The organism is Mucilaginibacter sp. OK098 (genome assembly GCF_900142915.1).
Taxonomy (GTDB): Bacteria; Bacteroidota; Bacteroidia; order Sphingobacteriales; family Sphingobacteriaceae; genus Mucilaginibacter.
Genome location: NZ_FRCM01000004.1, coordinates 422,626 through 445,813 on the forward strand (window position 1 = coordinate 422,626; position 23,188 = coordinate 445,813).

At 41.9% G+C, this 23,188-nt stretch carries 24 protein-coding genes and 1 tRNA gene; 14 read left to right on the forward strand and 11 right to left on the reverse strand.

Annotation, left to right across the window (positions count from 1 at the left end; all coding sequences use genetic code 11):
- The 7 genes from BUE31_RS31080 to BUE31_RS15415 form a co-directional block, all read left to right on the forward strand.
- Positions 1 to 465 (forward strand): hypothetical protein (locus BUE31_RS31080; RefSeq protein ID WP_200801930.1); only part of this gene is annotated, 465 nt, incomplete at its 5' end.
- Positions 466 to 544: 79 nt separating this feature from the next.
- A complete protein-coding gene (locus BUE31_RS15385; protein WP_083619976.1) occupies positions 545 to 1,012 on the forward strand; it encodes a thioredoxin family protein in 468 nt (155 codons plus the stop codon).
- 432 nt (positions 1,013 to 1,444) lie between these two features.
- Positions 1,445 to 1,756: a hypothetical protein gene (locus BUE31_RS15390; RefSeq protein ID WP_073404689.1), complete on the forward strand. Its 312-nt coding sequence runs from the start codon at positions 1,445 to 1,447 to the stop codon at positions 1,754 to 1,756.
- Positions 1,757 to 1,987: 231 nt separating this feature from the next.
- A tRNA-Val gene (locus tag BUE31_RS15395) sits at positions 1,988 to 2,062 on the forward strand.
- 69 nt (positions 2,063 to 2,131) lie between these two features.
- Entirely contained in the window at positions 2,132 to 2,257 is a 126-nt protein-coding gene (locus BUE31_RS31690) for a GIY-YIG nuclease family protein (protein WP_410504001.1), read from the forward strand.
- 223 nt (positions 2,258 to 2,480) lie between these two features.
- Positions 2,481 to 3,749, forward strand: coding sequence for an Hsp70 family protein (locus BUE31_RS15405; protein WP_073404690.1), 1,269 nt, complete (start codon positions 2,481 to 2,483; stop codon positions 3,747 to 3,749).
- Positions 3,750 to 3,957: 208 nt separating this feature from the next.
- Positions 3,958 to 7,413: an ABC transporter permease gene (locus BUE31_RS15415; RefSeq protein WP_143167135.1), complete on the forward strand. Its 3,456-nt coding sequence runs from the start codon at positions 3,958 to 3,960 to the stop codon at positions 7,411 to 7,413.
- Positions 7,414 to 7,726: 313 nt separating this feature from the next.
- Here BUE31_RS15415 and BUE31_RS15420 read toward each other — a convergent pair whose 3' ends face one another.
- The 8 genes from BUE31_RS15420 to BUE31_RS15455 all read right to left on the reverse strand — a co-directional run bounded on the left by BUE31_RS15420 (position 7,727) and on the right by BUE31_RS15455 (position 14,757).
- Positions 7,727 to 8,098, reverse strand: a complete 372-nt coding sequence (locus BUE31_RS15420) for a hypothetical protein (RefSeq protein ID WP_073404691.1) — start codon at positions 8,096 to 8,098, stop codon at positions 7,727 to 7,729.
- Between the two features lie 29 nt (positions 8,099 to 8,127).
- Positions 8,128 to 9,057 carry a hypothetical protein gene (locus BUE31_RS15425; protein ID WP_234997838.1) on the reverse strand — a complete coding sequence of 310 codons (930 nt, stop codon included), beginning with the start codon at positions 9,055 to 9,057 and terminating at the stop codon, positions 8,128 to 8,130.
- Positions 9,058 to 9,086: 29 nt separating this feature from the next.
- On the reverse strand, positions 9,087 to 9,914 hold the full coding sequence (locus BUE31_RS15430; RefSeq protein WP_073404693.1) for a carboxypeptidase-like regulatory domain-containing protein: 828 nt from the start codon (positions 9,912 to 9,914) through the stop codon (positions 9,087 to 9,089).
- 499 nt (positions 9,915 to 10,413) lie between these two features.
- A complete protein-coding gene (locus BUE31_RS15435) occupies positions 10,414 to 11,694 on the reverse strand; it encodes a carcinine hydrolase/isopenicillin-N N-acyltransferase family protein (protein ID WP_143167136.1) in 1,281 nt (426 codons plus the stop codon).
- A gap of 355 nt (positions 11,695 to 12,049) precedes the next feature.
- Complete coding sequence (locus BUE31_RS15440) at positions 12,050 to 12,484, reverse strand: Crp/Fnr family transcriptional regulator (protein ID WP_159440695.1); 435 nt, start codon at positions 12,482 to 12,484, stop codon at positions 12,050 to 12,052.
- A 256-nt stretch (positions 12,485 to 12,740) separates the two neighbouring features.
- A complete protein-coding gene (locus tag BUE31_RS15445) occupies positions 12,741 to 13,208 on the reverse strand; it encodes a nuclear transport factor 2 family protein (protein ID WP_200801931.1) in 468 nt (155 codons plus the stop codon).
- Positions 13,202 to 14,092: an MBL fold metallo-hydrolase gene (locus tag BUE31_RS15450; RefSeq protein WP_073404696.1), complete on the reverse strand. Its 891-nt coding sequence runs from the start codon at positions 14,090 to 14,092 to the stop codon at positions 13,202 to 13,204. The genes BUE31_RS15445 and BUE31_RS15450 overlap by 7 nt, the downstream gene beginning before the upstream one ends.
- Before the next feature lie 83 nt (positions 14,093 to 14,175).
- Positions 14,176 to 14,757 (reverse strand): Crp/Fnr family transcriptional regulator, encoded by a 582-nt coding sequence (locus BUE31_RS15455; RefSeq protein WP_073404697.1) that lies wholly within the window; start codon positions 14,755 to 14,757, stop codon positions 14,176 to 14,178.
- 221 nt (positions 14,758 to 14,978) lie between these two features.
- Here BUE31_RS15455 and BUE31_RS15460 point away from each other — a divergent pair, with 221 nt between their 5' ends.
- On the forward strand, positions 14,979 to 15,359 hold the full coding sequence (locus tag BUE31_RS15460) for a DoxX family protein (RefSeq protein WP_073404698.1): 381 nt from the start codon (positions 14,979 to 14,981) through the stop codon (positions 15,357 to 15,359).
- Positions 15,360 to 15,735: 376 nt separating this feature from the next.
- On the opposite strand, the gene BUE31_RS15470 is transcribed toward BUE31_RS15460, so the two are convergent.
- Positions 15,736 to 16,185: a cold-shock protein gene (locus BUE31_RS15470; RefSeq protein WP_073404700.1), complete on the reverse strand. Its 450-nt coding sequence runs from the start codon at positions 16,183 to 16,185 to the stop codon at positions 15,736 to 15,738.
- 5 nt (positions 16,186 to 16,190) lie between these two features.
- Positions 16,191 to 16,382 (reverse strand): cold-shock protein, encoded by a 192-nt coding sequence (locus BUE31_RS15475; RefSeq protein ID WP_073404701.1) that lies wholly within the window; start codon positions 16,380 to 16,382, stop codon positions 16,191 to 16,193.
- 187 nt (positions 16,383 to 16,569) lie between these two features.
- Here BUE31_RS15475 and BUE31_RS15480 point away from each other — a divergent pair, with 187 nt between their 5' ends.
- From BUE31_RS15480 to BUE31_RS15505, 6 genes are all read left to right on the forward strand, one after another.
- On the forward strand, positions 16,570 to 17,745 hold the full coding sequence (locus BUE31_RS15480; RefSeq protein WP_073404702.1) for an MFS transporter: 1,176 nt from the start codon (positions 16,570 to 16,572) through the stop codon (positions 17,743 to 17,745).
- Positions 17,742 to 18,497, forward strand: coding sequence for a DeoR/GlpR family DNA-binding transcription regulator (locus tag BUE31_RS15485; protein WP_234997839.1), 756 nt, complete (start codon positions 17,742 to 17,744; stop codon positions 18,495 to 18,497). Before BUE31_RS15480 ends, BUE31_RS15485 begins: the two co-directional genes overlap by 4 nt.
- Positions 18,498 to 18,539: 42 nt before the next feature.
- Positions 18,540 to 20,162 (forward strand): DUF6377 domain-containing protein, encoded by a 1,623-nt coding sequence (locus BUE31_RS15490; protein ID WP_234997840.1) that lies wholly within the window; start codon positions 18,540 to 18,542, stop codon positions 20,160 to 20,162.
- Between the two features lie 246 nt (positions 20,163 to 20,408).
- A complete protein-coding gene (locus BUE31_RS15495) occupies positions 20,409 to 20,801 on the forward strand; it encodes a c-type cytochrome (RefSeq protein ID WP_143167137.1) in 393 nt (130 codons plus the stop codon).
- A gap of 43 nt (positions 20,802 to 20,844) precedes the next feature.
- The gene (locus tag BUE31_RS15500; RefSeq protein WP_073404705.1) at positions 20,845 to 21,570 is read left to right on the forward strand and encodes a 3-keto-disaccharide hydrolase; all 726 of its coding nucleotides are present in this window, start codon (positions 20,845 to 20,847) and stop codon (positions 21,568 to 21,570) included.
- A gap of 17 nt (positions 21,571 to 21,587) precedes the next feature.
- Positions 21,588 to 22,451 (forward strand): sugar phosphate isomerase/epimerase family protein, encoded by an 864-nt coding sequence (locus tag BUE31_RS15505; RefSeq protein WP_073404706.1) that lies wholly within the window; start codon positions 21,588 to 21,590, stop codon positions 22,449 to 22,451.
- Between the two features lie 160 nt (positions 22,452 to 22,611).
- On the opposite strand, the gene BUE31_RS15510 is transcribed toward BUE31_RS15505, so the two are convergent.
- Positions 22,612 to 23,181 carry a dihydrofolate reductase family protein gene (locus BUE31_RS15510; protein ID WP_073404707.1) on the reverse strand — a complete coding sequence of 190 codons (570 nt, stop codon included), beginning with the start codon at positions 23,179 to 23,181 and terminating at the stop codon, positions 22,612 to 22,614.
- Positions 23,182 to 23,188 lie beyond the last annotated feature (7 nt).

The following is a 23,188-nucleotide window of genomic DNA, read 5'->3' on the forward strand; positions in this document are numbered from 1 at the left end:
GCACAACAAGCTCAGCAAAAGCAGCAACAGGCTACTCAGCAAGCAGCACAACAAGCCCAGCAAAAGCAGCAGCAGGCCACTCAGCAAGCCGCACAACAGGCTCAGCAAAAGCAGCAGCAGGCAGCACAACAGGCTCAGCAACGCGCAGCACAGCAGGTTCAGCAAAAGCAACAGCAGGCCGCACAACAAGCCCAACAACAGGCTCAGCAACGCCAGCAACAAGCCGCACAGCAGGCTCAGCAGGCTCAGCAACAAGCTCAGCAGCGTCAGCAGCAGGCTGCCCAACAGGCCCAGCAACAAGCTCAGCAGCGTCAGCAGCAGGCTGCACAACAGGCTCAACAGCGCCAGCAACAAGCTGCCCAACAGGCCCAGCAACGTGCCGCACAACAAGCACAACAAAGGCAGCAACAGGCTAAACAACGCCAACAGCCACCTCCTAACAAGGAACCGCAGAAAGAGCAATAGTTAATATTATATTCAATAAAAAATAGCACCTTTAGTAAATTCAATTTACAGGTGCTATTTTTTTGTCTTAATTATAAATATGAGAGATCTTTTTACTTCAGTACTTTACAAATACACAGTGCAAATTTTGCTGGTAGCGGGGTTAGCTTTAACCGGCGTAAAATACTATCATGGTTCCACTACAGATAAAAACCCCACTCATATTGTTTTCATTGAAAACTCGTGGGATGAAGCCCTGAAACAAGCTGCATTACAAAATAAATATATTTTTGTTGACGCTTATGCCACCTGGTGCGGGCCATGTAAAATGCTTAAGGCACAAACTTTTACCGATGATAAAGCAGCCGCTTTTTATAACAGCAATTTTGTAAATGTGGCTATTGATATGGAAAAAGGCCGCGGCCCCGAGCTTGCCCGGCAATGGCAATTAAGAGCTTACCCCACGCTCATTATATTCGACCCTAAAGGTAAGCCGGTTTTAGGTTCAGTTGGTTTTATTAAAGCTGATGACCTGATAAAGTTTGGGAAGCAAGCCCTGAAAAAATAAAAACCGGGTTCTTTCGATACCCGGCTTTGAGGTCAGTATAAATAGAGATCTTTATTTGAAACGGCTGCGTTGCAATAACCAATACAACCGTGAATTAATCTATGTTTTTTGCTACTACCCGAACAAAAAAGGCCGAAAAACTCTCGCAGTTTTACGGCCCTACATCTACCTATGAAAAACAACCCTTTGGAAGGGCTTATAATTTAACCCAAAAGCAATGCCAATAATAAATTTGCTTAAAAAGACTATAAATAATTTTATTTTTTCCTGTAGAGAAAATAAATTGAGGAATTATTTACACACCCCGATGGAATAATTTTGCACAATAAAATAGCTACCTGTAAATTTCTAAACAACTTTATAATTTATCAACATCTTATAATCTTACCTTATTAATTGGAAACCATAACACATTAATGTTGTTACACTTATATGGATTACAATATATATTTATTAGCAACCGATCCGAATAATCCTTGCCGGGACGTTATTCATTCAAGAGACACCCATTTAAAGATCAGGGTATTTTGCCTTACTGAAGAGTCGTTTAGTCCGGATAACAACGAAATCCAGCTTTATGCCTACGCCGAAAGTAAGCTATATGCCTTTGAAACTATAAATATTGTAGCTGAAGATGCTCTGGATGTTGTAAGCGCTATCCAATGGTATGCTGAGTACATCGACTTCCCCGAAATGGAGATATTGCCCGATGATCCGCGCCCGGGCGAGCATATGGCGATGTAATTTTGTGAGTTTTTATTAATTTAACATGCAAAAGCGTTAAGCAAAGCCATAACAACCTGGTAAATTCAATAATATAAATAGCTGTTAATAATACACTTACCGCGTATAAAAAACAAATTAATAAAAAAAGTAAAATATTTTTTGAAGAATAGTCTATAGATTCTATATTTGCAATCCCAAAACGAAGGGAACACAACGGTTCTCAAAGTTAACAGGAAGCACAACAATAAAGGGAGTTTAGCTCAGCTGGTTCAGAGCATCTGCCTTACAAGCAGAGGGTCACTGGTTCGAACCCAGTAACTCCCACAAAAACCTGGTAGAAATACCAGGTTTTTCTATTTAGAGAGATTTGCAATCATATATTTTGCCTGCATAATCTATTCGCCAACAAAAAATAAATATTACGTCGGCTCATGCGAAGATGTGGCTAAAAGGCTGGTAAAGCATAATACTAACCACTCAGGCTTTACTGGTGGAGTGTTTGATTGGAAAATAAAATAGATTGAAGAACATGAGACAAAGCCCGATGCCCTAAGGCGTGAAAAGCAAATTAAAAATTGGGAAAGCCGCAAAATGATAGAAAAGCTCATAACGGGTTCGGGGCATCCCGATTTATAATCGGGAGGATCACTGGTTCGAACCCAGTAACTCCCACTTAACAAAAACCTCTTAGAGATAATCTAAGGGTTTTTTTGTTGCCTTTTTTACTGTTTATCTCCTTAATATGAAGAAATTTTTATACGGAATTGATTTTGGAACAACCAACTCGGCACTGGCTATTTACGACGAAGAAACGAAAGAAATACACAGTACCATCATTATTCCTTCGCTCATTTATTTCTATCATCAGTTCAATGCCGGAAGCACCTCAAATTATGTTGTAGGGGAAGAGGCGATTACAGCCTACCTGAACGATGACATGAAAGGACGCTTTATCAAGTCTGTTAAACAAATATTATCAAGAAGCAGCTTTACAGAAACCAGGATCCATAATAAGAAGTATAATGCTTCGGATTTGATAGCGATCATTTTAAAGGAGCTAAAAGACCGTGCAGATCAATTGATCGGATATGATTGCCGGAAAGCCGTAATTGGCCGACCTGTTTTTTTTGATGACGACGATGTAAAAAAAGATACGCTGGCGCAGACCCGGTTAAATAAAGCGGCGGAAATTGCCGGCTTTGAAGAGATCCGTTTTCAATTTGAGCCCATTGGAGCAGCGTTCGCTTATGAAAAAAGCCTCGTTAAAAAGGAAAATGTATTGGTGGCTGACCTTGGCGGAGGTACCACAGATTTTACATATTTAGTGCTTGACCCTGAAAAAGCAGGGAGTAAAGACCGTAAGAATGACATGATGGCCAATGGCGGGATCTATATAGGCGGCGATAGCTTCGATTCCGCTTTTATGTGGGAGAAGGGCACACCATATTTTGGCAAAAACACGCAGTATGAGGCAACCCCGGGGAAGGTTTTAACTGTTCCAAAATCGCTCTTTGCCAATATTTGCTCATGGGAGCAAATGAATTTCTTTAACGGCCTGCGCGTTCAAAAGGATATAGAAGATTACTATTATTTTTCAGGTAATAACCCGCAGTTTAGAAATCTGATCACGCTTATTGAAAATAATTTAGGCTATTCTGTATTCCAATCCATCGAAAAAACAAAAATTACGCTTACCGATGCCGATACAGCAACGTTTAGCTATCACAAAATGAATATCGACATTGAGGAGAAAATCGGCTTGCCTTACTATGAACAGATCATCGCAAAAGATGTGGACCGGATTGCAAACTACCTGGATGATTTCATGCTGCAAAATAATATCAACCCTGAAAATATCGATAGCCTTTTTTTAACCGGCGGCACTTCTATGGTGGTTAGTATTCAAAAACTTTTCAAAAACAGATTTCCTCACGTTAACTTAAATTCGGGCGATAACTTTAAAAGTGTAGCCAGGGGGTTAGCTTTAAGTGGTTACCTGTTTGGGGATTAGCAATAGTTTACCAGGCTTATAGATGAAAAGAAAATAGCTGATTCAGCGCATCCCGATTATAATCAAGAGGGTCACTGGTTCGAACTGAATCAAAAGCGAACAGCGAGCTGTTCGCTTTTATTACATAAACAAGTTCAATTTTTACATAATTTACTAGCAATCAATTAAATGTGTAATTTGGAACGATGATTGAAGTTGCTAACTGTATTTGAGACCCTATTTTTTTCATATCAGCCTGTATGACCTGGCCTCCATGGGGACCCTGTTCTCGGGGCTGACGCTTGCGCTGCTCTTAGGATTCGCAAAAAGACCCGGCCAAGCAGCTAACCTGTTTTTGAGTTCGGCCTTAGCCGTTATCGTATTAAAGACTGGTGGCCTTTCACCGTTTTTCTTGCCAGCGCTGGGCCCGCTGTTGTATTTTTATGTACGACAGTTAACCTGGCCGGACCGGCGCTTCCGCTGGAAAGATAAGCTTCATTTTTGCTCCTTACTTGTTGGATTTTGGATGCCAGCCTGGCTGATTTTAGTTTTGGTCATGACCTATTTGTACCTGTCGCACCGGTTGATTGAGGATTTCTATCGCCGGTTGCAGCCGGTGCTGATGGACAGACCCCGTTTTGCTTTCCGGTCACTGGACCGCTCATTACTCTTGCTCGGCTTGTTATGTGTGTTATCGCTGTTTAATGCTATTTTCTATTTGACGCTGGCCTTTGTACTGATTGGAATGGCCGTGGAAGCGATGCTGAAACCGGATAGCAGCGTCCAGCTGGCAATGCCAATAACTGACAGATCGGATGCAAAAGAGAAAAGCCGGAGGCTTAAGGAGGTGGTGGCGGCAAACTGCCTTTATGAGGATGCCGAACTGACGCTGGCCACACTGGCGGTTAAACTTATGATCCATCCGCATGACTTATCCCGGATCATTAACCTTGGGCTGGAAAAGAACTTCAGCGATTTTATCAATGAATTTCGTGTGCGTGAAGTTGCTCGAAAAATGCGTGACCCGATCTACGACCGGCTCACGCTATTGGGTATCGCTTACGAGTCGGGATTCAATTCCAAAAGAACTTTCAACCGGGTTTTCAAAGAGATGACCGGCAAAACCCCGGTGGAATACAAAAACTACTTGAAAAAAGGAGGGCCAATTGATAAGTTGGCACCTCTGTCACGAATACGACCGGTAATATTGCGTTCAGAAAGCCTGCCAAATTGGGCTCCTGAAACATTAAAACGCAATATTATGATAAGGAATTACCTTAAAATCGCTTACCGCCAGTTGCTCAGGCAAAAAATGTATGCAACCGTAAAGATCGGGGGCTTTGCCTTGGGGATCTCTGCCTGTTTACTCATTGGCTTGTATATTCATAACGAAATGACTTTCGATCGGTTTTATCCAGGTGCCGACCGTATTTTCCGGGTTGTAGGCGACGGCGAAATGAGCCGTGGCCTGGCTTGGCCCGCACCTATGTCAAAAGCTATACAACAAGACTTTCCCGAAGTTCAATTTGCCGGGCGAATGAGGCTAATTAACTCATACCTTGGCCACGCCGAACTGCGCCCTGCTGAAGCGTCGCAAAATACTTACGAGCAAGGTATAATTTACATTGATGAGTCATTCTTTAGCGCTTTTAAGCTGCCAATGGTGTACGGGGATGGTGCTACAGCTTTAAAAGAGCCGCAAACCCTGGTGATCTCTAAAACTATGGCCGACAAGTATTACCGTGGCCAAAACCCGCTTGGCCGGGTAATGTATATTGACAATGACCAGTCGCATCCATACCGAATAGGTGGCGTTATGGCCGATATTCCTGCAAATTCGCATTTACACCCGTTCAACTTTTTTATCACCCTCTCCGGGATGGAATTTGGGGCCGGCGAGCAAAATAGCTGGCGCTGGTACAACTATATCCAGTACATTAAACTGAAGGCCGGCACCAATGTAGCAGCATTTGAAGAAAAACTCAATATCGGCCTGAGAAAAAACTACTGGATGCCCGAAGCTCGTAAGGGAGGTGCGCAAGACCCCAAAAAAGAAGCTGGGAAGTTCCATGTTTACCTGCAGCCGGTGCCCGATATCAACCTGTATTCATACGATTTTTCGGATGGGCTAACCAACGGTGATATACGTTTTGTCTGGCTTTTCGGCGCTGTCGCCTTATTTATCCTGATCATTGCCTGCATTAATTTTATCAATCTTTCTACCGCCAAGTCGGCTGGTCGCGCTAAAGAAGTGGGCCTGCGCAAAGTTGTAGGTTCGTACCGCAGCAGCCTTATCGCTCAGTTCCTTACCGAATCGCTCATCTACAGCTTTATCTCGTTCATCCTGGGCATTATTGCAGCGTGGCTGTTATTGCCTTATTTCAACAGCATCGCGGCAAAGTCACTTACCATGCCGTGGTTTGAATGGTGGTTTGTTCCGGTTATCCTGCTTTCTACGTTGGTTGTTGGTACGCTTGCCGGTTTATATCCTGCATTTTATCTATCGGGCTTCAGTCCGGGGCAGGTATTAAAAGGGACTATCAGTACCGGCAGCAAAAACCCTGTACTACGCAATGGGCTAGTCGTGTTTCAGTTCGCGGCCTCCATCATTTTGATCATCAGTACCATTGTTATCTACAACCAAATGCACTTTATACTGAACCGTAAGGTCGGTTTTGACAAAGACCAGGTGATGATATTGCAAAGCACTAATACGCTGGGTAATCAAAACATCAGGAATTTTAAAACAGAACTTAATAAAATAGCTGCTGTTAAAAGCGTGTCCATAAGTGATTACCTGCCGGTAAACGGCACCGCGCGTAACGGAAATGCTTTTTTTAAAGAAGGGCGTGAAAAAATTGAGCCTCCTGTTTTGGGCCAGATTTGGCAAGTAGACGATACTTACCTTCAAACATTAGGCATTAAGTTAATTGAAGGAAGAAATTTCTCCTATGAGCTGGCCGATGATACTGCCGGAAGGTCCATTATCATCAATCAAAGCATGGCGCAAAAACTTGGTTTGAAACATCCGGTTGGAGCACGTATCAGCGACAATGGCATATTTACTGTTATTGGTGTAATGCAAGATTTTAATTATGAGTCGATGCGTGGTGAGATTGGCCCTGTTGTGCTTCACTATGCTTTGAGCACATCAATGATGACGGTTAAACTTCGCGGCGGCGATGTACAAAATGCTATTGCAAATATATCTGCGTTATGGAAAAAATATTCGCCCAATCAACCCATACGTTACACTTTCCTGGATGAGGACTTTGCCAATATGTATGCAGACGTAACCCGTACGGGTAAAATATTTACCAGCTTTGCCGTACTGGCTATTATTATTGCCTGCCTGGGTTTATTCGCCCTCTCTGCTTTCTTAGCAGAGCAGCGCAGTAAAGAAATAGGCATCCGTAAGGTTTTAGGCGCCAGCGTACAGGGCATTACTACGTTGTTATCTCTAGATTTTGTCAAACTGGTTATGGTGGCAATTTTAATTGCATCGCCTATTGCCTGGTGGACTATGCACCAATGGCTGCAGAATTTTGCCTATAGGGTCACCATCAGTTGGTGGATGTTTGCCCTGGCGGGACTCGGCGTTGTTTTGATCGCTTTGATAACCGTAAGCTTCCAGTCGATCAAAGCTGCACTGGCAAACCCGGTGAAAAGTTTGCGGTCGGAATAACTATAAAAGCCCATTTAATAAACTCCATATGAAGGCGAATATATTCCGGCCGACCTACGATGATTTAATTTATATAGAAATTTAAACCAATACTTACTATAATTTGTAGCCCACCCGCCTTTTGATCCAAAAAAATTATAAATCTAAATTCGCAATCAGGCGCAAATCAGATAGGAAATGGTTGGATATTTGTGTAATAGCCACCACAAAAACGAAGCCTTCAGATTAATTTTTGAGGGCTTTTTTGTGGAGTGTGGACACTCAAAACCGTTCGCGGTAAAGCGAAAGACGCTTGACTGGGCGGGTTAACCAGTTATTGCTTAGTAAAAGTATTTGTTGTTCCTGAAGTTAATTTTAATATCTTTTTTGTTGCATCTATCGTTCCCTGATAACCCTTTACAGTTTTATCATCGTCAAATATCAGGTCAAAAGTAAATGAGGTGTTATTAATTTTGCTATTGGTAACCGTTCCGCTTCTATTGTTAATTGTTCCGGAGCCCCCGAGTTGCCCCCCCTGATCCTGAAACGTGAATGAATCACTATTATTTTGCCAAAAACCGATAAGGTCGCCTAAAAGAACAGCAACGCCCCCGCCGCCGCTATTAGAGTCTTTGCCGCAGTTTGTGGTGCAAAAAGCCACAATAACGATTAAAATAACATAGAATGATAAATTTAACTTTTTCATGGTGATATGCTTTAGTTATTTGATGAATATTAATTCTTTAACCGGTTCAAAAATTGTTTTACACGTTGTTCCATGGCATTAAGCTGATCGGTAATACCCGGAACCTGCTCAGCTATTTGTGATTGAATTTGCCTTTTTAGCGTGTCTTTATCCTTCTCTGGTACCAGGTTTTGGAAATATTGATTGATTTGATTTTTAAGGTCATTTAATGGGACGATCTTATTTTTTCCGATACCATAGATCAGCGTATCAGCTATACCTTCAAATGCTTTGGGAAGTGATGGATCGTCCCAGTAATCGGTCATTTTTTTTGAGTAAGTAGGATAATTGACATATAATTTTTCAAATGCCTGGTTGAAACCGTTTTGGGTTTGCGCGTATTGGGTGAGCGCATTAACATTAACGAAGGCATACACACCTATAAATTTAAAGGCGATCATTAAAGCTTGAGCCTGCAGGATATAATTCTGCAGGGTGCTGCTGATCTCGGGGTAAAACAAATCAATGCCATCCTGCCTTTCCCGGGCTATTCTCAGGTCATCATTGGTATAACCCGATTTTTTAAGACTGGCGGCTATGGAATCAATTTTTATCTGTAATGTTTTTGTTTCGGATTGCCCTTTTTTAGCCGCATCTTTTAGTTGGGCCAATGATGCCAGGTAGCTCTTGATCTGGCTGTTTGACTGGAAGCCTTCCAGTACAATCTGAGTCAGTAATAATGGGTCTTTAGGTACCAGCACCCTGCCGCCTGTTGGGTACGCGATGATATAATTTTTGTCGGATGGCTGAACGGTAAGCTGGCTGGCGCTGCTGCTTATGGCCGTTGTAAATACACCAGAATCGTCTGTTGTTGCCGGTTTTCCGTTGATAATTATCGTATAGTTTTTAACTACAGAGTTGTTGTTTAATAGCTGGCCCTTAAAAACAATGGTCTGTCCGTAGCCGCTAAACCCGTTCATACATAAGCTTATTATGCAGATGATCGCTTTCATAACTTATTCAACTGAAGGGTAAGCGGTATTTTTGAAGAAAAGACCTGTGTGTTGTTATAACGCAGCTTTTTTTCCCTGTAAACCCTTACCGGAAGCTCTGTGCCATCCTTTATTGGTAATATAAAGCTGAAATTGCCCAACTGATCGGCATTGGTTTTATAAAGCCCGTTTGCCAGTACAATCAGTACATCCGGCACAGGCTGACCTTGCCCATCTACAACCAAACCGCTTATTTTTAAGGAATCAGCTTTTTTTTTAAGGTGCAGCTCAATAGGCGTACGCCCATCAACAGGAATAGTAACTTGCTGGCTTTGCCGGTAATAACCGGCCACGGCAGGAGTAATAGTAATGCTTTTGCCTAATAAATTTGCTGGCAACTCGTTAAAGGTTACAACACCATTTTCAATCCTTGCCGAGTCGGGTTTGTTGAACAACACCTTAAGCAATCCGCCACTTACCAGCTCATTTTTGCTTTCATCACCAAAAACAATGAATTTGATATCAAATGAGTCGGCTACGGGAGAAAGCTTTAAGCCAAAATAAATAATCAGGCAAAAAATCACTGCGGGCCCGCCAAGCGCTAAAGTGCCGTTATACAATTTGCCGCTATATTTGGCATGTGCTTTTAATGCGCCAAATAAAAAGCCCGATGCAATTAAGGCCACAAAAACCAATAAAAAAAAATAAATCTGGGGACTTAAATTCGCTGCTTTATTGCTAAAGATCATAAGTATTACCGCCGCGGCTACGAACAATACAAAGCCCAATCCGGTAATAATTACCCAACTTAAAGGTGAAACAGCTTTATTACTTTGGATTGGCATAAGGATAGTAGGCTGTGTGTTATAAAGTTAGGTATAATTTTTCATTTAGATAATGTAATTTATCTGCTCTCTAATCATCTGTACCCAATTAGTTCTACCTTTTATCTTTACTGCTTTTATCAGATGCTACGAGGTTAAACATTTCTTTCAACCTTGACCGCCCCCTCTGGCGCGGGTACAATGTCATTAAGTTAAGAGAACGTTGGCTATAAACTAACCACATGGCATCGTCCGATAGCCCACCTAAATCCTCCCCGGTAGGGAGGACTTAAAAAAATAAACACGAGTGAAGCTAAAAGTCTCTCCGCTAACTAGCGGAGGAGATTTAGAGGGGGCTAAAAGGCTTTTGGGGTGAATCATGTTTGTGTTTCCCTTAACTTAATGACATTGGGCGCGGGTATGCAGCGCAGGCCAAAAGAGGTGGCGTACTCGTGACAAAACAGGCCAAAGTGGAGCTGCTGACAAATAGCCAGAGCAACTTGACGGCTGTTTTCATGGCTCAATTAATTTCGGTTAACATTTTTTTCGCACGGTTATAAGAAACCGGGTAAGCCACATTCGGGTCACTTGACGCGCTGGCATATAAAGCTTTCGCGGTAGCCGCATCGCCCTGTACAAGGCTGATGTAGGCTTCCAGCTCGGTGAGAAAGTTCTTCATCTTGATATCCGTTATCGGGCCGCCGGTAATAGATTTAAAGATACGGTCAGCAGCATCCAGGCGTTTGTCTTTAAAATGAGTGATGGCGTATCCGGCCGGAAGGCTGAACCAGTAATCCCACATGTGACCGCCATCGTGCTGGTTCCAGGCATCTTTTATCAATTGTATGCCTATTTCAATCATGACATTCCGGAGCGTGCTGTCTTTAGCTGCCGGATGAGCCGCCCTGGTAATATAACGGTCTATCAGGCTGTCTGGCCGGCCGCCTTTATAGTAAGCGCCCAGTATTTGCTCCTTTTTATAGTTCGGGTCTTTTTGTACCAGGGTTTCATAGGCATAAGAAACCGGGAAATGATCTGCCAGGTTATCCAGGCGGTAACCTTTTTTTAACTCCTTTTTAATATCAATGACATAAACGTCATCAAAATTATGAAAGAAGTAAACGTAGATCAGTCCGCGTTTCATATCAAAAACATAGGAATATAAGGTGGTCAGGTCGCCTTCCTGGTGGGTTCGGTCCAGTATGGCCTTCATCGAGGCGAGGGATACGGTTGAGCTTTTAACCAGCATTTGTTTTGCAAGGTTGTACCGCCGGTCTGAAACACCCTTTTTCAAGTCGCTGATATTAAAGTTGGTGTTGATCTGGAAACTGCCTTGTTTGAGTACTTTATCACCGATATTGATTACCACCGAACTGCCGGTTGCATCGGCCAGCAGTGCCTGTGAGCCAAAGGCATAATCATGCGTTTTCATAAAGGCCAAAGCCTCTTTTACCGTTTTACACTTCGTCAGGATCTCAAAGAACAAATCGCCCTGGTAAGGATGGGCCGGATGGTATTTTGAAGGGTCAATACTGTATTGTGCCGTAAAATCAACGTATAGTCCGTATTCATTCATCATCGCCTGCGCCTGCCCGTCGGTCAGGCCAAAGCATACAGAGCCGTACCTTCCCTTTGCAGGGGGATTGAACCAGATCCTGGCATAGGGAGTAGAGCTGTAATCATCCTCATTGGCTGCCGCGAATACCTGTCCTTTACGGGTGCAGGAAACGATGGTACAGGCAAAAGTGGTCTCTGCTGTAAGCAGCAGGGCGAGTATAAAAAGTATTTTTAGTTTTTTCATGTTTTTCGGCTCTTTATCAGAAAATTTACGGTAATCGGGCATGAATTTATAATTCAAAAGAGAAGTTAGTGTTTAACGGCTCATCTTGTTAAAGACGCTTAAAGCACCAAAGTGTGACAGCAACGTACGTCTCCGGCCTGAATGAAACGATCCCCGCCCAGGGAAAAGAAAAAAGGCTTATCTATCAAGAGGAATACAATGGCTATGCGCTGGAGAGACGTTTCCAGCAGAATTAGCGGGTAGGCCTGGATATTCCGTGAGTTTATCTCAGCTGGTTGAGGGTATCCCCTATTTATAATCAGGAGGGTTACTGGTTTAAATTTAGTAACTCCCACTTAAATAGAAAGTCTTCAGATTAATTTCTGAGGACTTTTGTTGAGTGTCGGTACTCAAAATCGTTTGCGGTTAAGCGAAAGATGTTTGACCGGGCGGGGGATCTATATAGAGTTTCCATTTCAGGATATTGTTCGCAAATTTTGTCAAAATCTGTTTTTGAAAATCCCCAAACTTTGCAAAATTCCAGTGCCTGAATGGTAAATAAAGCCTTTGAGCCTGAAAAAAAACTATATAAATCAGAAATCCAATAATTTTCTTTGGCGAATTGGATCACTTGCCGGTTGCCATTGTCAAGCATTTTATAAGAAAATAAAAGACCTTCCTCAATAAAGTATAATTTATTGTTGGGCTTCCCTTCTTCTATAAGTTTTTGTTTCCTGCCGATTATTTTGAGTTCAAAACAGTCGACGAACTTTTCAAAGTCAGCTTTAGAAATCGAAACCTTTGATTGCATATCCTGGTAAAGATATTTCTTATCCATATTGCTTGTCATATTTAGGGTGTCGCCATGCGCTTGCCGCCAATGTTGAAGCATTGGCGCTGAAGGGGTAACCAGGGCTCGTCAGCTTTCGAAGCTTTGTGATCTTAAGCTATTGAAAAATACAAAGGGATTAGATTTCATGTTAAGGTCTTTTATATTAAAGGCTCCGACAGAAGTATGTTCGGAGTCTTTATTCGGATAAAATAATGTAAAGATATTAGTTACAGGATCACAGCTTCATGGCATTATTAACCATCTGGCTATCAACAAATTGCTCAAAGATTGTAATTTTCCAGTCTTTCAATTTCCAAAGGTGTGCTACCCTTGCCTCAAAATATTTACCTGTGGCTTTGTTGGTACCCGTGTAAGTGCCATAGGCAACAACCTTATCGTCGCTCGCCACATAACCTTCCGGTGTGAATTTATAATCGATCCATTCACTGCCTAACCGGCTAAAAACGTTTTTTGTAACGTTTTCCAGGCCAATATAAGTTCCTGCATAAGGAAAACCTTTTGCTTCGGTCCAGGAGATATTTTCTGCTACATATTTAGCCAGGTTTTTTCCGTTTTCTTCAGAAGTTTTACCTTCGTAAGTGCTCTTTACGATCTCTAAATTTGTCATTTTATTTTTATTTAAAGAACAACCTGGCAGCGCGATAAACATAGCCAGGCTGAACAGGGTTGATAATTTTACCATTTCATTTCACCTGTGTTTACTTTTGCACCTATTTGCAAGGCGATGTCAAAAGTAAGCGCAGGATATTTTGCTTTTAAAGCGGCTATGAGGGCTTCCGAAGTTTTGTTGGTTTTCAAAGCCTCTTCGTAGAACTGGATATAGTTTTTTGTATGCTTCACTGCGTTTTCGTCAAATGGGCTTCCAGAATTAGCATGGGCAGGAACCACAATAGCCGGATGTAACGCTTCAATTTTGTCTAAAACATTGATCCATTCTTTACGGGCCTCTGCTGTTTGTGCATCAGCCATCCAAAGATGAAAAGTGGTTCCAAATACATTAATACCACCGATCACTGCTTTGATGGAAGGTATCCAGACAAAAGTTTTAGCCGGAAATTCTTCTAAGCCGATGATCTCCAATTTCTGACCTTCAAGGTCAATGCTATTTCCTTTTAGAACCTGCGGTAAAACAACGTTTGAAGTGACTTTATCACCCAATTGTCCGCCCCAAACCTCTAATTTCTTCTGAGCCGTGGCTTTAATGTGTTCCACTGTTGCCGGTGAAGCATAAGCCGTTACTTCCGGGAAATATTTTTTGAATACTTCCAGCCCGAAATAAAAATCAGGGTCGCCGTAAGAAACATAAATAGCGATTAATTTTTTACCTGAATTTTTGATTTCCCGGGCTACCTTTTCAGCGTCTGCCAGGGTAAATTGTGCGTCGATCAGAACCGCATCGGTTTTTCCTGATACAATGACCGAAGCTACACCAAAACTATTTTCTGATGCGTTGTAAACCTGTAGTTTTAGATTGTTTGCTTCAATAGTTTTGAAACTTTGTGCCTGTACGTCCATTTTGAATAAGATTAAGATGATTAAAAATGCTGCTGAAATAGTTGGTTTCATTTTTGTTGTTTTTAATGACAATGCAAAGATGCGGTCATCAACTACCTGAAAAGGTTGAACAAGTTCAATAAATGAAGTTCAGCCTATCTTTTATGGGCGATCTTATTTCTTATTTTACTCAAAAATTCGTGACTGATGCCCAGGTAAGCTGCTATCTGAAGGTTAGAAAGGCGTCTGAAAAGCTGGGGGTATTTTTCTATAAACTCAGCATAGCGTTGATCGGCAGTTTTACCTAAATTATCTATCATTCTTCTTTGCAGGGCAACATGAGTCTTTTGGGTCATTACCCGGAATAACTTCTCTATTTTGGGTAAATTTGCATAAGCAAACTCCTTGTCTTTTTTTGAAATTAAAAGCACCTCACTATCTTCAATAGCTTCAATAAAAAGCTGCGACGGTCTTTCATTAGTAAAGCTGTCAATATCCGTGATCCACCAGTTTTCAATGGCAAAATAAAGTATTTGTTCTGCTGCGTTTTTGTCAATATGATAAACCCGGAACATTCCCTTGGTAACAAAGCCTTCAAACCTGCAAACTTCGCCCGCTTTTAGAAGCATTTGTTTTTTACTGACGTTTTTCAATTCAAACAATGTCGTAAAGCCGGAAAGCTCCGCCTCAGTAAGATGGACATGTTGTTCAATATTTTCACGTAGCAATTGGTGCATAGACATAGTAAATGATTCGGTCAACCTGGAAGATCCAGGTATATATAAATGTTGTGTTGGGCAATAATCCAGTTTGTTCCGGCAAGTTAATGATTTGTACTGAATGAGCAGTCCATCAATTGCTTACATAAAGGTAACTGCTTTCTTTTGGGTAACCGCTTACTTTTGGATGGCGGAAAACCCTAATCTTGATCTGTAATTAATCCTCTAAAATATATCAAATGAATAGTAAACAAATAAAAATCACCTATTGGGTTTCTACAGTCTTCGTTGCCTTCGTCGGATTTTCAGGTATCCTGAACATACTTCAGATAGCGTCCCTGGTAAAAGTAAACCACAACCTCGGTTTACCACAGTATTTAATGCCATTTCTGGGCACGGTAAAAATACTGGGAGCCATTACAATTTTATTACAACCCGTAAAAAGATTCCACGAAGCAGCTTACGCGGGCTTTATTTTTTACTTCACCGGCGCCACTTATGTGTTAATTGCCAATGGAAATGGAATAGATAAGTATGGTACAACGTTCTTTATTATACTGACTGTGGTTATTTCTTATTTGAGTTCCTTGAAGTTACGTCAAAATCAACCTCTGTCTTGACATTCCGGGACAACTGACCAACTCATTCCGAAATATCAAATCAATTGTTCTGAAACCCTAACTACCGCAAACGTTTTTCCGCTACCGCAAGGCTCTTGCCTTGTGGTTAGCTGAAAGGCAGCCTGTTTTACTATTGAAGCGGGCCGCTTTGTTATTGCAAAATTTGTACGTTTAAGAGTATTCGTGATTGGATAGTTTGCTACTGGTAGCTTTGTCATCTACAAGCTGGCCGCAAGGCTGGAGCCTTGCGGCAGTAAAATGTAAAACGATTGCAGTAGCAGTGCCTTCAGATTAATTTCTGAGGGCTTTTGTGTTGAGTGCGGACACTCAAAATCGTTCCCGGTTAAGCGAAAGGCTCTTGACCGGGAGGAAGGATTTATTTTATTTTCACGTTGATTGCGGACAGGCCCTTTTGCCCTTGCTCGGTTTCAAATGTAACCATGTTATTTTCCTTTAATGGTGCTGTAAGGGCGTTTATATGCACGAAAATACTTTCCTCAGTTTGTAGGTCACGGATAAAGCCATAGCCCTTTGCTTCATTAAAAAAACTAACTACACCGTTCCGTACAGTGTCATGTGGCAGGTCTTGCCGTTTAGCGATACCGATTTGAATATCTTCTGAATTGACCTTTATTTTCCTGGAAGGGTCGGGCGGCGTGGACGTGATATTTCCATACTCATCAATATAAGCCATCATATCTTCCAGGCTCTTACCAGTACCGGCATTTGCCTTCCTGTCTTCAGCCCTTTCTTTTTTGTCTTTGGCCTTCTTAAGGCGGGCCTTCTCTTTTTCCTTTTTACCGAATGTTTCTGTAGATCTTCCCAATGCGCTTAAACTAATTTAACATTAACTGCACCCGGACCTTTTTTGCCTTCTTCCACATCGAAAGTAACTTCGTCACCTTCGCGAATCTGGCCGCTTAAGCCTGTAACGTGCACAAATAAGTCTTTTCCACCATTGCTGGGCGTAATAAAGCCGAAGCCTTTTGATTCATTAAAAAATTTAACTGTTCCTGTTGCCATGATATTGTTTTGAATAATGTTGCAAGGTACGATTTATTATTTACGAAGTTTAGGCGTTGCACATATTGATAAGCAAGTATATCCATTTGAGTCCTATTTCCCGAAATGTTTTTAAGATATCAATTCAAGCAATTTGCGAATTAATGCAAATTTGCATTATATTGCAAAACAATTTCGATACCAGCTAATGAACAATTTAAAACACGCAAAAAACGCCACGAAAATTATCTTTTTGGTTTGTGGTTTAGCCATTTCCAGCTGGGCTCCAATGGTTCCTTTTGTAAAGGACAAGTTGAGAATAAATGATGGCAGTTTAGGTTTGCTTCTATTATTTTTAGGCACAGGGGCTATAATAACAATGCCTCTTACCGGTTGGCTTATTCATAAAACAGGAACAAGGATAGTGATCACCGTTTCAGCTATAGTGATAGCTGTTAGCTTCCCTATCGTGCTTTGGTTAAACAATTGGTTTGAAATAGCGGGAATGCTGTTTATATTCGGTTCGGGCGTAGGGTCAATCGACATTGCAATGAACACTCACGGCGCGCATGTACAAAACATGGCCGACAAGCATATCATGTCATCCCTACATGGCCTCTTTAGCGTAGGAGGGCTGTGCGGGCCAATTGTTGTAGGTGTTCTAATCAAGGCCGGCCTCTCCCCCGCTATAACAGCAGGCGTTATTTCAGTAAGTTTACTTGCGATCACCCTAACACAATTCAGTTCCTTAATGGACCAAAATACCGAACATGAAATATCCGCAAAGTCCATCAATTTAACCGAGACCGAAGGAAATAAAAAATTCAGCCTGCTCAATGGCGCAGTACTTTTTCTTGGCGCCATGTGTTTTATAGCATTTTTATCAGAGGGCGCAGTTTTAGATTGGAGCGCAGTTTTTCTCAGAGACAACAAAGGTGTCGATAAAGCTATGGCAGGCATAGGTTATGCCTCCTTCTCCATTGCAATGGCTACGATGCGGCTTTTCGGCGACAAAATTGTTTCTAAAACCGGGGGCAAACATGTTGTTATTTATGGAAGTATTATCGCGTTCGCCGGGTTTATCCTTGTGGTGTTCGCTCCCTGGCTTTTTGCCGTGCTTATAGGTTTTGTTCTTATTGGAGTTGGCGCAGCGAACATCGTACCCGTTTTTTTTACCGCAGCCGGCCGCATAAAAAACGTGCCCAGCTCAAAGGCTGTCTCAGTGATCGGAACCATGGGCTATGCCGGACAGCTTGCCGGACCAGCTATTTTGGGATTTATAGCCCATCACTTTTCGTTGCCAACAGCGTTATTTGTTACAGGGTTACTGCTGCTGTCAATAGGGGTTACCTACCAGGTTAAATCTATCCGTAATGTACAATGAATATGCTTAAAGAGGAACGTTTTGAAATCATTTTAAAAGAATTGAGGGCCAAGAATCAAGTCACATTCGAAGGGTTGGCGAAAGACCTGGGCGTATCAGAAGATACGGTACGCCGCGACATTGAACTGCTTAATAAAAGCGGGCTTTTGGTTAAAGTAAGAGGGGGTGCGATCAGCCCGGCAAAGAACCCGTTGTCTTTCCATGACAGGGAGGGGATTTTTGCGGAAGGTAAGAATGCAATTGCATTAAAAGCTGTACAGTTGTTAAAAAATGCAAGAACAGTATTTATGGACGGAGGAACAACCATTCAAGTATTAACTTCGATGCTTCCAAAGGATGCTACATTTCGGGTAATTACTAACAATGTGGCATTGATCCCAATTTTAAATACTTATAAGGGTATTGAAATCATCGTTTTGGGGGGACATTATAACCGCATAACTCAAACTAATGTTAGTCAGCAAACCTGTGCTGAAGCAGGCATGTACCAGGCTGACATTTACATGATGGGGGTTTGCGCAGTGCATAGTGAGGTTGGCATTACTGCAGCTGTGCTTGAAGATGGCGAGGTCAAAAAGGCCCTGATGAAATCATCCCGAAAAACCGTTGTGCTGAGCAATTTCGAAAAACTTGAAACCACTGACTTTTTTAAGGTTTGTGGTTTAGATGAGGTGGATACGCTTATAACCGATCTGCAAAGCGACGATAAACGCCTTGATGCGTTCAGGCATTATGATATAGAAATTTTATAGAACCCGGCAAGGAGGCCAGGCTGCACTGTGAAGGTTAAATATTTGTTGATTTTTTTAATTTCTTTGCTTACTGCTGATCAGAAAGCGCGGGAGAATGATGCGTCGCTTTCCGACCTAAACAAGGCTATCGCCGATAAAGCGATATTTACCCGGCAAAAAGAAGAGCGAATAGCGTCTATAAAAAGAACGAAAGCAGCGTTGGGTTCCCCGTTGGAGCAATACCGGATAAACAGCATTCTATACTATGAGTACCAGAAATTTCAAATTGACTCAGCGGTTTCGTATGCCCTGAGGAATTCGGCACTCGCAAAATCGATGGGGCGTTCGGATTTGATCGTGAGATCCGGGTTAGATCTTGCCAATATCTATTTTCCACTGAATAAATTTCTTGAGGCAAATGACATTCTCGAAAGTATTAATCCCCGCCGAATCTCAAGAAATCAGTTAGCGGATTACTACGCGGCAAAGGCCGAATTTTATGAACATTATCTTGCCAATAACGAAAATGATGAATATCAGAGCCGGGTTGGCCTTTATCAGGATTCATTACTGGCCGTTTTGGATCATAATTCTATCGACTATCAAGTAAATTCCACGGTACGTAATATAAAATTAGGCTACACCAAAAAGGCGGAGAATTTTATACTGAACATTTTGAAAACGAAGGATAAAAACACTCCTGATTACGCCATGTTTACTTATTTGTTGGGCATTGACTATGCAAAGCAAAATGAAAACACAAAGGCGATTAGATATTATGCTGAGTCTGCCGCGCTTGATGTCAAATTCGCTATTAAAGATAACGCTTCTATGCAAGAATTGGCTTTATTGCTAAATGCTACCGGAGACATTGATAATGCTTACCGTTGTACGCAGTCGGCAATTGAAGATGCGTTGTTCAGCGATTCAAAATTCCGCACACTACATATATCCGAATTTTATGCAATTATTAATACCGCTTACTTAAAGAAGGAAGCAAAGCAAAAAGACCAGCTTCGCTTATATCTTATTTTAATTAGCGCACTTTCCATTTTTCTGGCGGGGGTAGCAGTATATGTTTACAAACAAATGAAACGGGAGTCGCGAATGAAAAAAGCATTGAACTCCACAACCGTACAGCTAAGTGAACTTAACCGGACTTTGAATTCTACAAATTTGCGGCTCAATGAAGCAAATTCAGCTTTGCTGGAAGCCAACAAAATTAAAGAAGTATATATCGCTCAATTTTTTGACCTGTGCTCCGCCTATATTAATAAACTGGAGAATTTCAGGAAAGTGCTGAATAAGAAAGCTTCTGAAAAACACCTCGACGAATTGATAAAAATTTTACGGTCGCCTGCTATGGTGAATGAAGAGGTAGATGAATTGTACAAAATATTCGACAGGATCTTTTTAAGTCTCTATCCGAATTTTATCAGCGGGTTCAATTCGCTCCTGATCCCAGAGGAGAGGATATCAGTTAAGCCCGGAGAACTCTTAAATACTGAACTCAGGATCTATGCATTGGTACGACTTGGAATAACAGACAGCGCCCAAATTGCGGCGTTTCTTCGATATTCATTAAGTACAATTTATAACTACCGTACAAGTGCCAGGAATAAAGCAGCGCTATCGCGCGACAGTTTTGAACAAAGTGTAATGAAAATAGGCCTGATTGAAGCATAATAGGATTTAACTTCCCTCCCGCCACTACTTTTTTAGATCCGATTACTATATCAATATACTGATTTTAAGATAGTTATAAGACTTTATATACTACTTTTTTATTGTGTCAGTATAACGCAATCCATAATCGATTTACCTTTACACAACCGATAATAAATCAAAAAAACTAACCGATCCCCCCGGATCATTTAACTGTAACAAACTTTTAATTTATAAATGACAAAACGATTAATAATTATTCTGTGTGTGTCTTTTCTGCTAGCTGGTTGCGGTGGTAATTCAACAAACCAGAAAAGTACTGCCGACACAGTATTGGCAGATAGTGCCGCAGTAACTAAAACACACGATTCCGCAAGGGAAAATTCAAACACGATTTCAATTATGACTTCTACAGATGAAGGCGCAGCGTTAATTGTGAAGAACGATTGTCGAAATTGTCATAAAGAAAGGGAAAAACTAATCGGCCCCGCGTTTTCGGAGGTAGCTAAGCGATATGGGCATTATGATATTGATTCGCTTGCGGCTAAAATAATAAAAGGCGGATCAGGCCATTGGGGGGACGCCCCGATGAGCCCTCATCCTTCACTCTCCATGACCGACGCGAGCGCTATTGTAAGATTTATCCTTAAATACAAATGAGAGAAATGCACCTGGGATCAAATTTCAATTAAACCTATAGATCATGAAAAATAAAATCACCACATCAATAGCAGCTGCAGTAATCATTGGGCTGGCTATAACTTGCTTTGCCTTCAGGAGCGATCAAAACAACAACCTTTCGAAGACGGAGCGGGCCAACGGCTGGCAGCTTTTATTTGACGGACATTCCACAGCAGGCTGGCACTTATACAACGGTACCTCACAATTTACGGTATGGAAAGCGAAGGACGGAGCGCTTGTTTGCGACCCGCTGGACAAATCTGGCGCTGGTGATCTTGTAACAGATCAGGAATTCAAAAACTTCGACCTTAAGTTTGATTGGAAACTTCCTAAAGGCGGGAATAGCGGCGTGTTTGTAAACGTTTTGGAACGAAAAGAGATTCCTGCTGCATGGGCATCCGGGCCGGAATATCAACTACTGGATAGTGCTAATCCTGATTTCCCAAAACCACAGTTACGGTCCGGGTGCCTTTATAGCTTCGCACCTCAAAAAACTCCGGTGAAAAGCCGGCCGGCAGATACCTGGAACCATTCTGAAATTAAACAACAAAACGGGAAGGTGAAATTTTATTTGAATGGGATATTAACTGCGGAAGAAGATTTTTCCTCCAAAGCCTGGGCCGATAAGGTCGCAAGTTCTCATTTCAGCAAGTTTCCTGAATTTGGCAAACACATCAACGGTGGTATTGCATTACAGGATTGGTCGACCGGAGTGGCTTTCAGAAACATAAAAATTAAAGCGCTATAGTTTTTTAAACCAATACGATGAACAGAAGAAAATTCCTGGGCCAGAGCGCCCTGTTTACAACAGGCATTATTACAATGCCGAAATTAATGTTTGCCAAAACTAACCAAAAGTATGGGCTGCAACTGTTTTCACTTCGTGAGCAATTGCCCAAAGATGTAAAGGGTGTAATTGCCAAAGTGGCAGCTGCAGGGTACAAACAAGTGGAAACTTTCGGCTATTCCAAAGAAAATGGTTTTTGGGGACTGAGCGCTGTAGAGTTCAAGAAATTGCTCAGGAGCAATGGCTTGACTACGCCAAGCGGACATTATGGAATGGATGCATTCTTTAAATCAGGAGAGATTAATACGATTGACAATGTGATAGAAGCAGCGAAAATTCTGGAACAGGATTATGTGGTCATACCTTACATAAGTCCGAATTTGCGACAAAACGCAAATGATATAAAATCACTTGTCAACTGGGTCAACGTCGCTGCAAAACGTGTGCAGAATTCTGGACTGAAACTCAGCTACCATAACCACAATTTTGAATTTGAACCAGTTGATGGACTGATGATCATGGACGTGTTATTAAAAAACACTGATCCTGATCTTGTGGATTTTGAAATGGACGTCTATTGGGTTATTCGTGCGGGAAATGACCCTGTGCAATGGCTTGAAAACTATCCGGGGCGTTTTAAATTGATTCACGTAAAAGATATGGATAAAGCCGATCCAAAGTTGAATACTGAAGCAGGCAGCGGTAGTATTGATTTTAAGAAAATATTCAAGGCAGCGAAATCCGAAGGCGTAAAATACTATATTGTTGAACAGGAAAATTTCAAGATGGATCCTTATGCCAGCATTGCGCAAAGCAATAAATATCTTCGCGACATCTTATAAAAAACGCTATAGTATGGAGCACAAAAATGAAGCCTTCAGATTAATTTCTGAAGGCTTTTTTGTTGAGTGTAGGCACTCAAAATTGTTCGCGGTAAAGCGAAAGACGCTTGACCGGGCGGGTAGACTTGTAGCCCGCTCAGGCGTCTATATTGGTAAAAGATTAGCTTTTCAGCGGTCCAACGTGTCGATAAGTGTTGATGAACAAACCTGTGGGCGTGGTCTTCGAGTCAACAAAAGCAAGTTCCCGGGCGTCAATATTATCCGACAATAAGCGTTTACCCCGGCCAAGCAAAACCGGGTAAGTGATCAGCACAACCTCGTCAGCCAGTCCCTGGTCAAGCAACACGGATGTTAGCGTCGAACTTCCCACTACGATCAGGTCGGGGCCGTCCGTTGACTTAAGATCGCGAATCGCCTCTATAACATCCCCGCCCAAATTCTTTACCGGCCCCCATTCCAGGCTGTCGGGCCTGTGGGTTACGATGTGTTTCGTTGCAGCGTTTATAGCATTTGCCATTGGGAAATCTCCGGCATTAGGCCAAAAGTTACTAAATATGTCGTAGGTGTGGCGGGCAAGCAGCAGGTCGAAGTTCGGTCCGTATGCATCAAAGAGGATTGCCGCCCCGGCAGGGCTTCGATAGGGTGTAGTCCATGCGCCATAGGTGTAGTCTCCGTCGTGTTCTATCACGCCATCCAGCGAGATATGTTCAAAAATTCTGATCTTTCTCATTTGTTTA

Coding starts and splice junctions, on each gene's coding strand:
- BUE31_RS15385 (WP_083619976.1), top strand. CDS start 545: ATGAGAGATCTTTTTACTTCAGTACTTTACAAATACACAGTGCAAATT.
- BUE31_RS15390 (WP_073404689.1), top strand. CDS start 1,445: ATGGATTACAATATATATTTATTAGCAACCGATCCGAATAATCCTTGC.
- BUE31_RS15405 (WP_073404690.1), top strand. CDS start 2,481: ATGAAGAAATTTTTATACGGAATTGATTTTGGAACAACCAACTCGGCA.
- BUE31_RS15420 (WP_073404691.1), bottom strand. CDS start 8,098: ATGAAAAAGTTAAATTTATCATTCTATGTTATTTTAATCGTTATTGTG.
- BUE31_RS15425 (WP_234997838.1), bottom strand. CDS start 9,057: ATGAACGGGTTTAGCGGCTACGGACAGACCATTGTTTTTAAGGGCCAG.
- BUE31_RS15430 (WP_073404693.1), bottom strand. CDS start 9,914: ATGCCAATCCAAAGTAATAAAGCTGTTTCACCTTTAAGTTGGGTAATT.
- BUE31_RS15435 (WP_143167136.1), bottom strand. CDS start 11,694: ATGAAAAAACTAAAAATACTTTTTATACTCGCCCTGCTGCTTACAGCA.
- BUE31_RS15440 (WP_159440695.1), bottom strand. CDS start 12,484: ATGCAATCAAAGGTTTCGATTTCTAAAGCTGACTTTGAAAAGTTCGTC.
- BUE31_RS15445 (WP_200801931.1), bottom strand. CDS start 13,208: ATGGTAAAATTATCAACCCTGTTCAGCCTGGCTATGTTTATCGCGCTG.
- BUE31_RS15450 (WP_073404696.1), bottom strand. CDS start 14,092: ATGAAACCAACTATTTCAGCAGCATTTTTAATCATCTTAATCTTATTC.
- BUE31_RS15455 (WP_073404697.1), bottom strand. CDS start 14,757: ATGCACCAATTGCTACGTGAAAATATTGAACAACATGTCCATCTTACT.
- BUE31_RS15460 (WP_073404698.1), top strand. CDS start 14,979: ATGAATAGTAAACAAATAAAAATCACCTATTGGGTTTCTACAGTCTTC.
- BUE31_RS15475 (WP_073404701.1), bottom strand. CDS start 16,382: ATGGCAACAGGAACAGTTAAATTTTTTAATGAATCAAAAGGCTTCGGC.
- BUE31_RS15480 (WP_073404702.1), top strand. CDS start 16,570: ATGAACAATTTAAAACACGCAAAAAACGCCACGAAAATTATCTTTTTG.
- BUE31_RS15485 (WP_234997839.1), top strand. CDS start 17,742: ATGAATATGCTTAAAGAGGAACGTTTTGAAATCATTTTAAAAGAATTG.
- BUE31_RS15500 (WP_073404705.1), top strand. CDS start 20,845: ATGAAAAATAAAATCACCACATCAATAGCAGCTGCAGTAATCATTGGG.
- BUE31_RS15505 (WP_073404706.1), top strand. CDS start 21,588: ATGAACAGAAGAAAATTCCTGGGCCAGAGCGCCCTGTTTACAACAGGC.
- BUE31_RS15510 (WP_073404707.1), bottom strand. CDS start 23,181: ATGAGAAAGATCAGAATTTTTGAACATATCTCGCTGGATGGCGTGATA.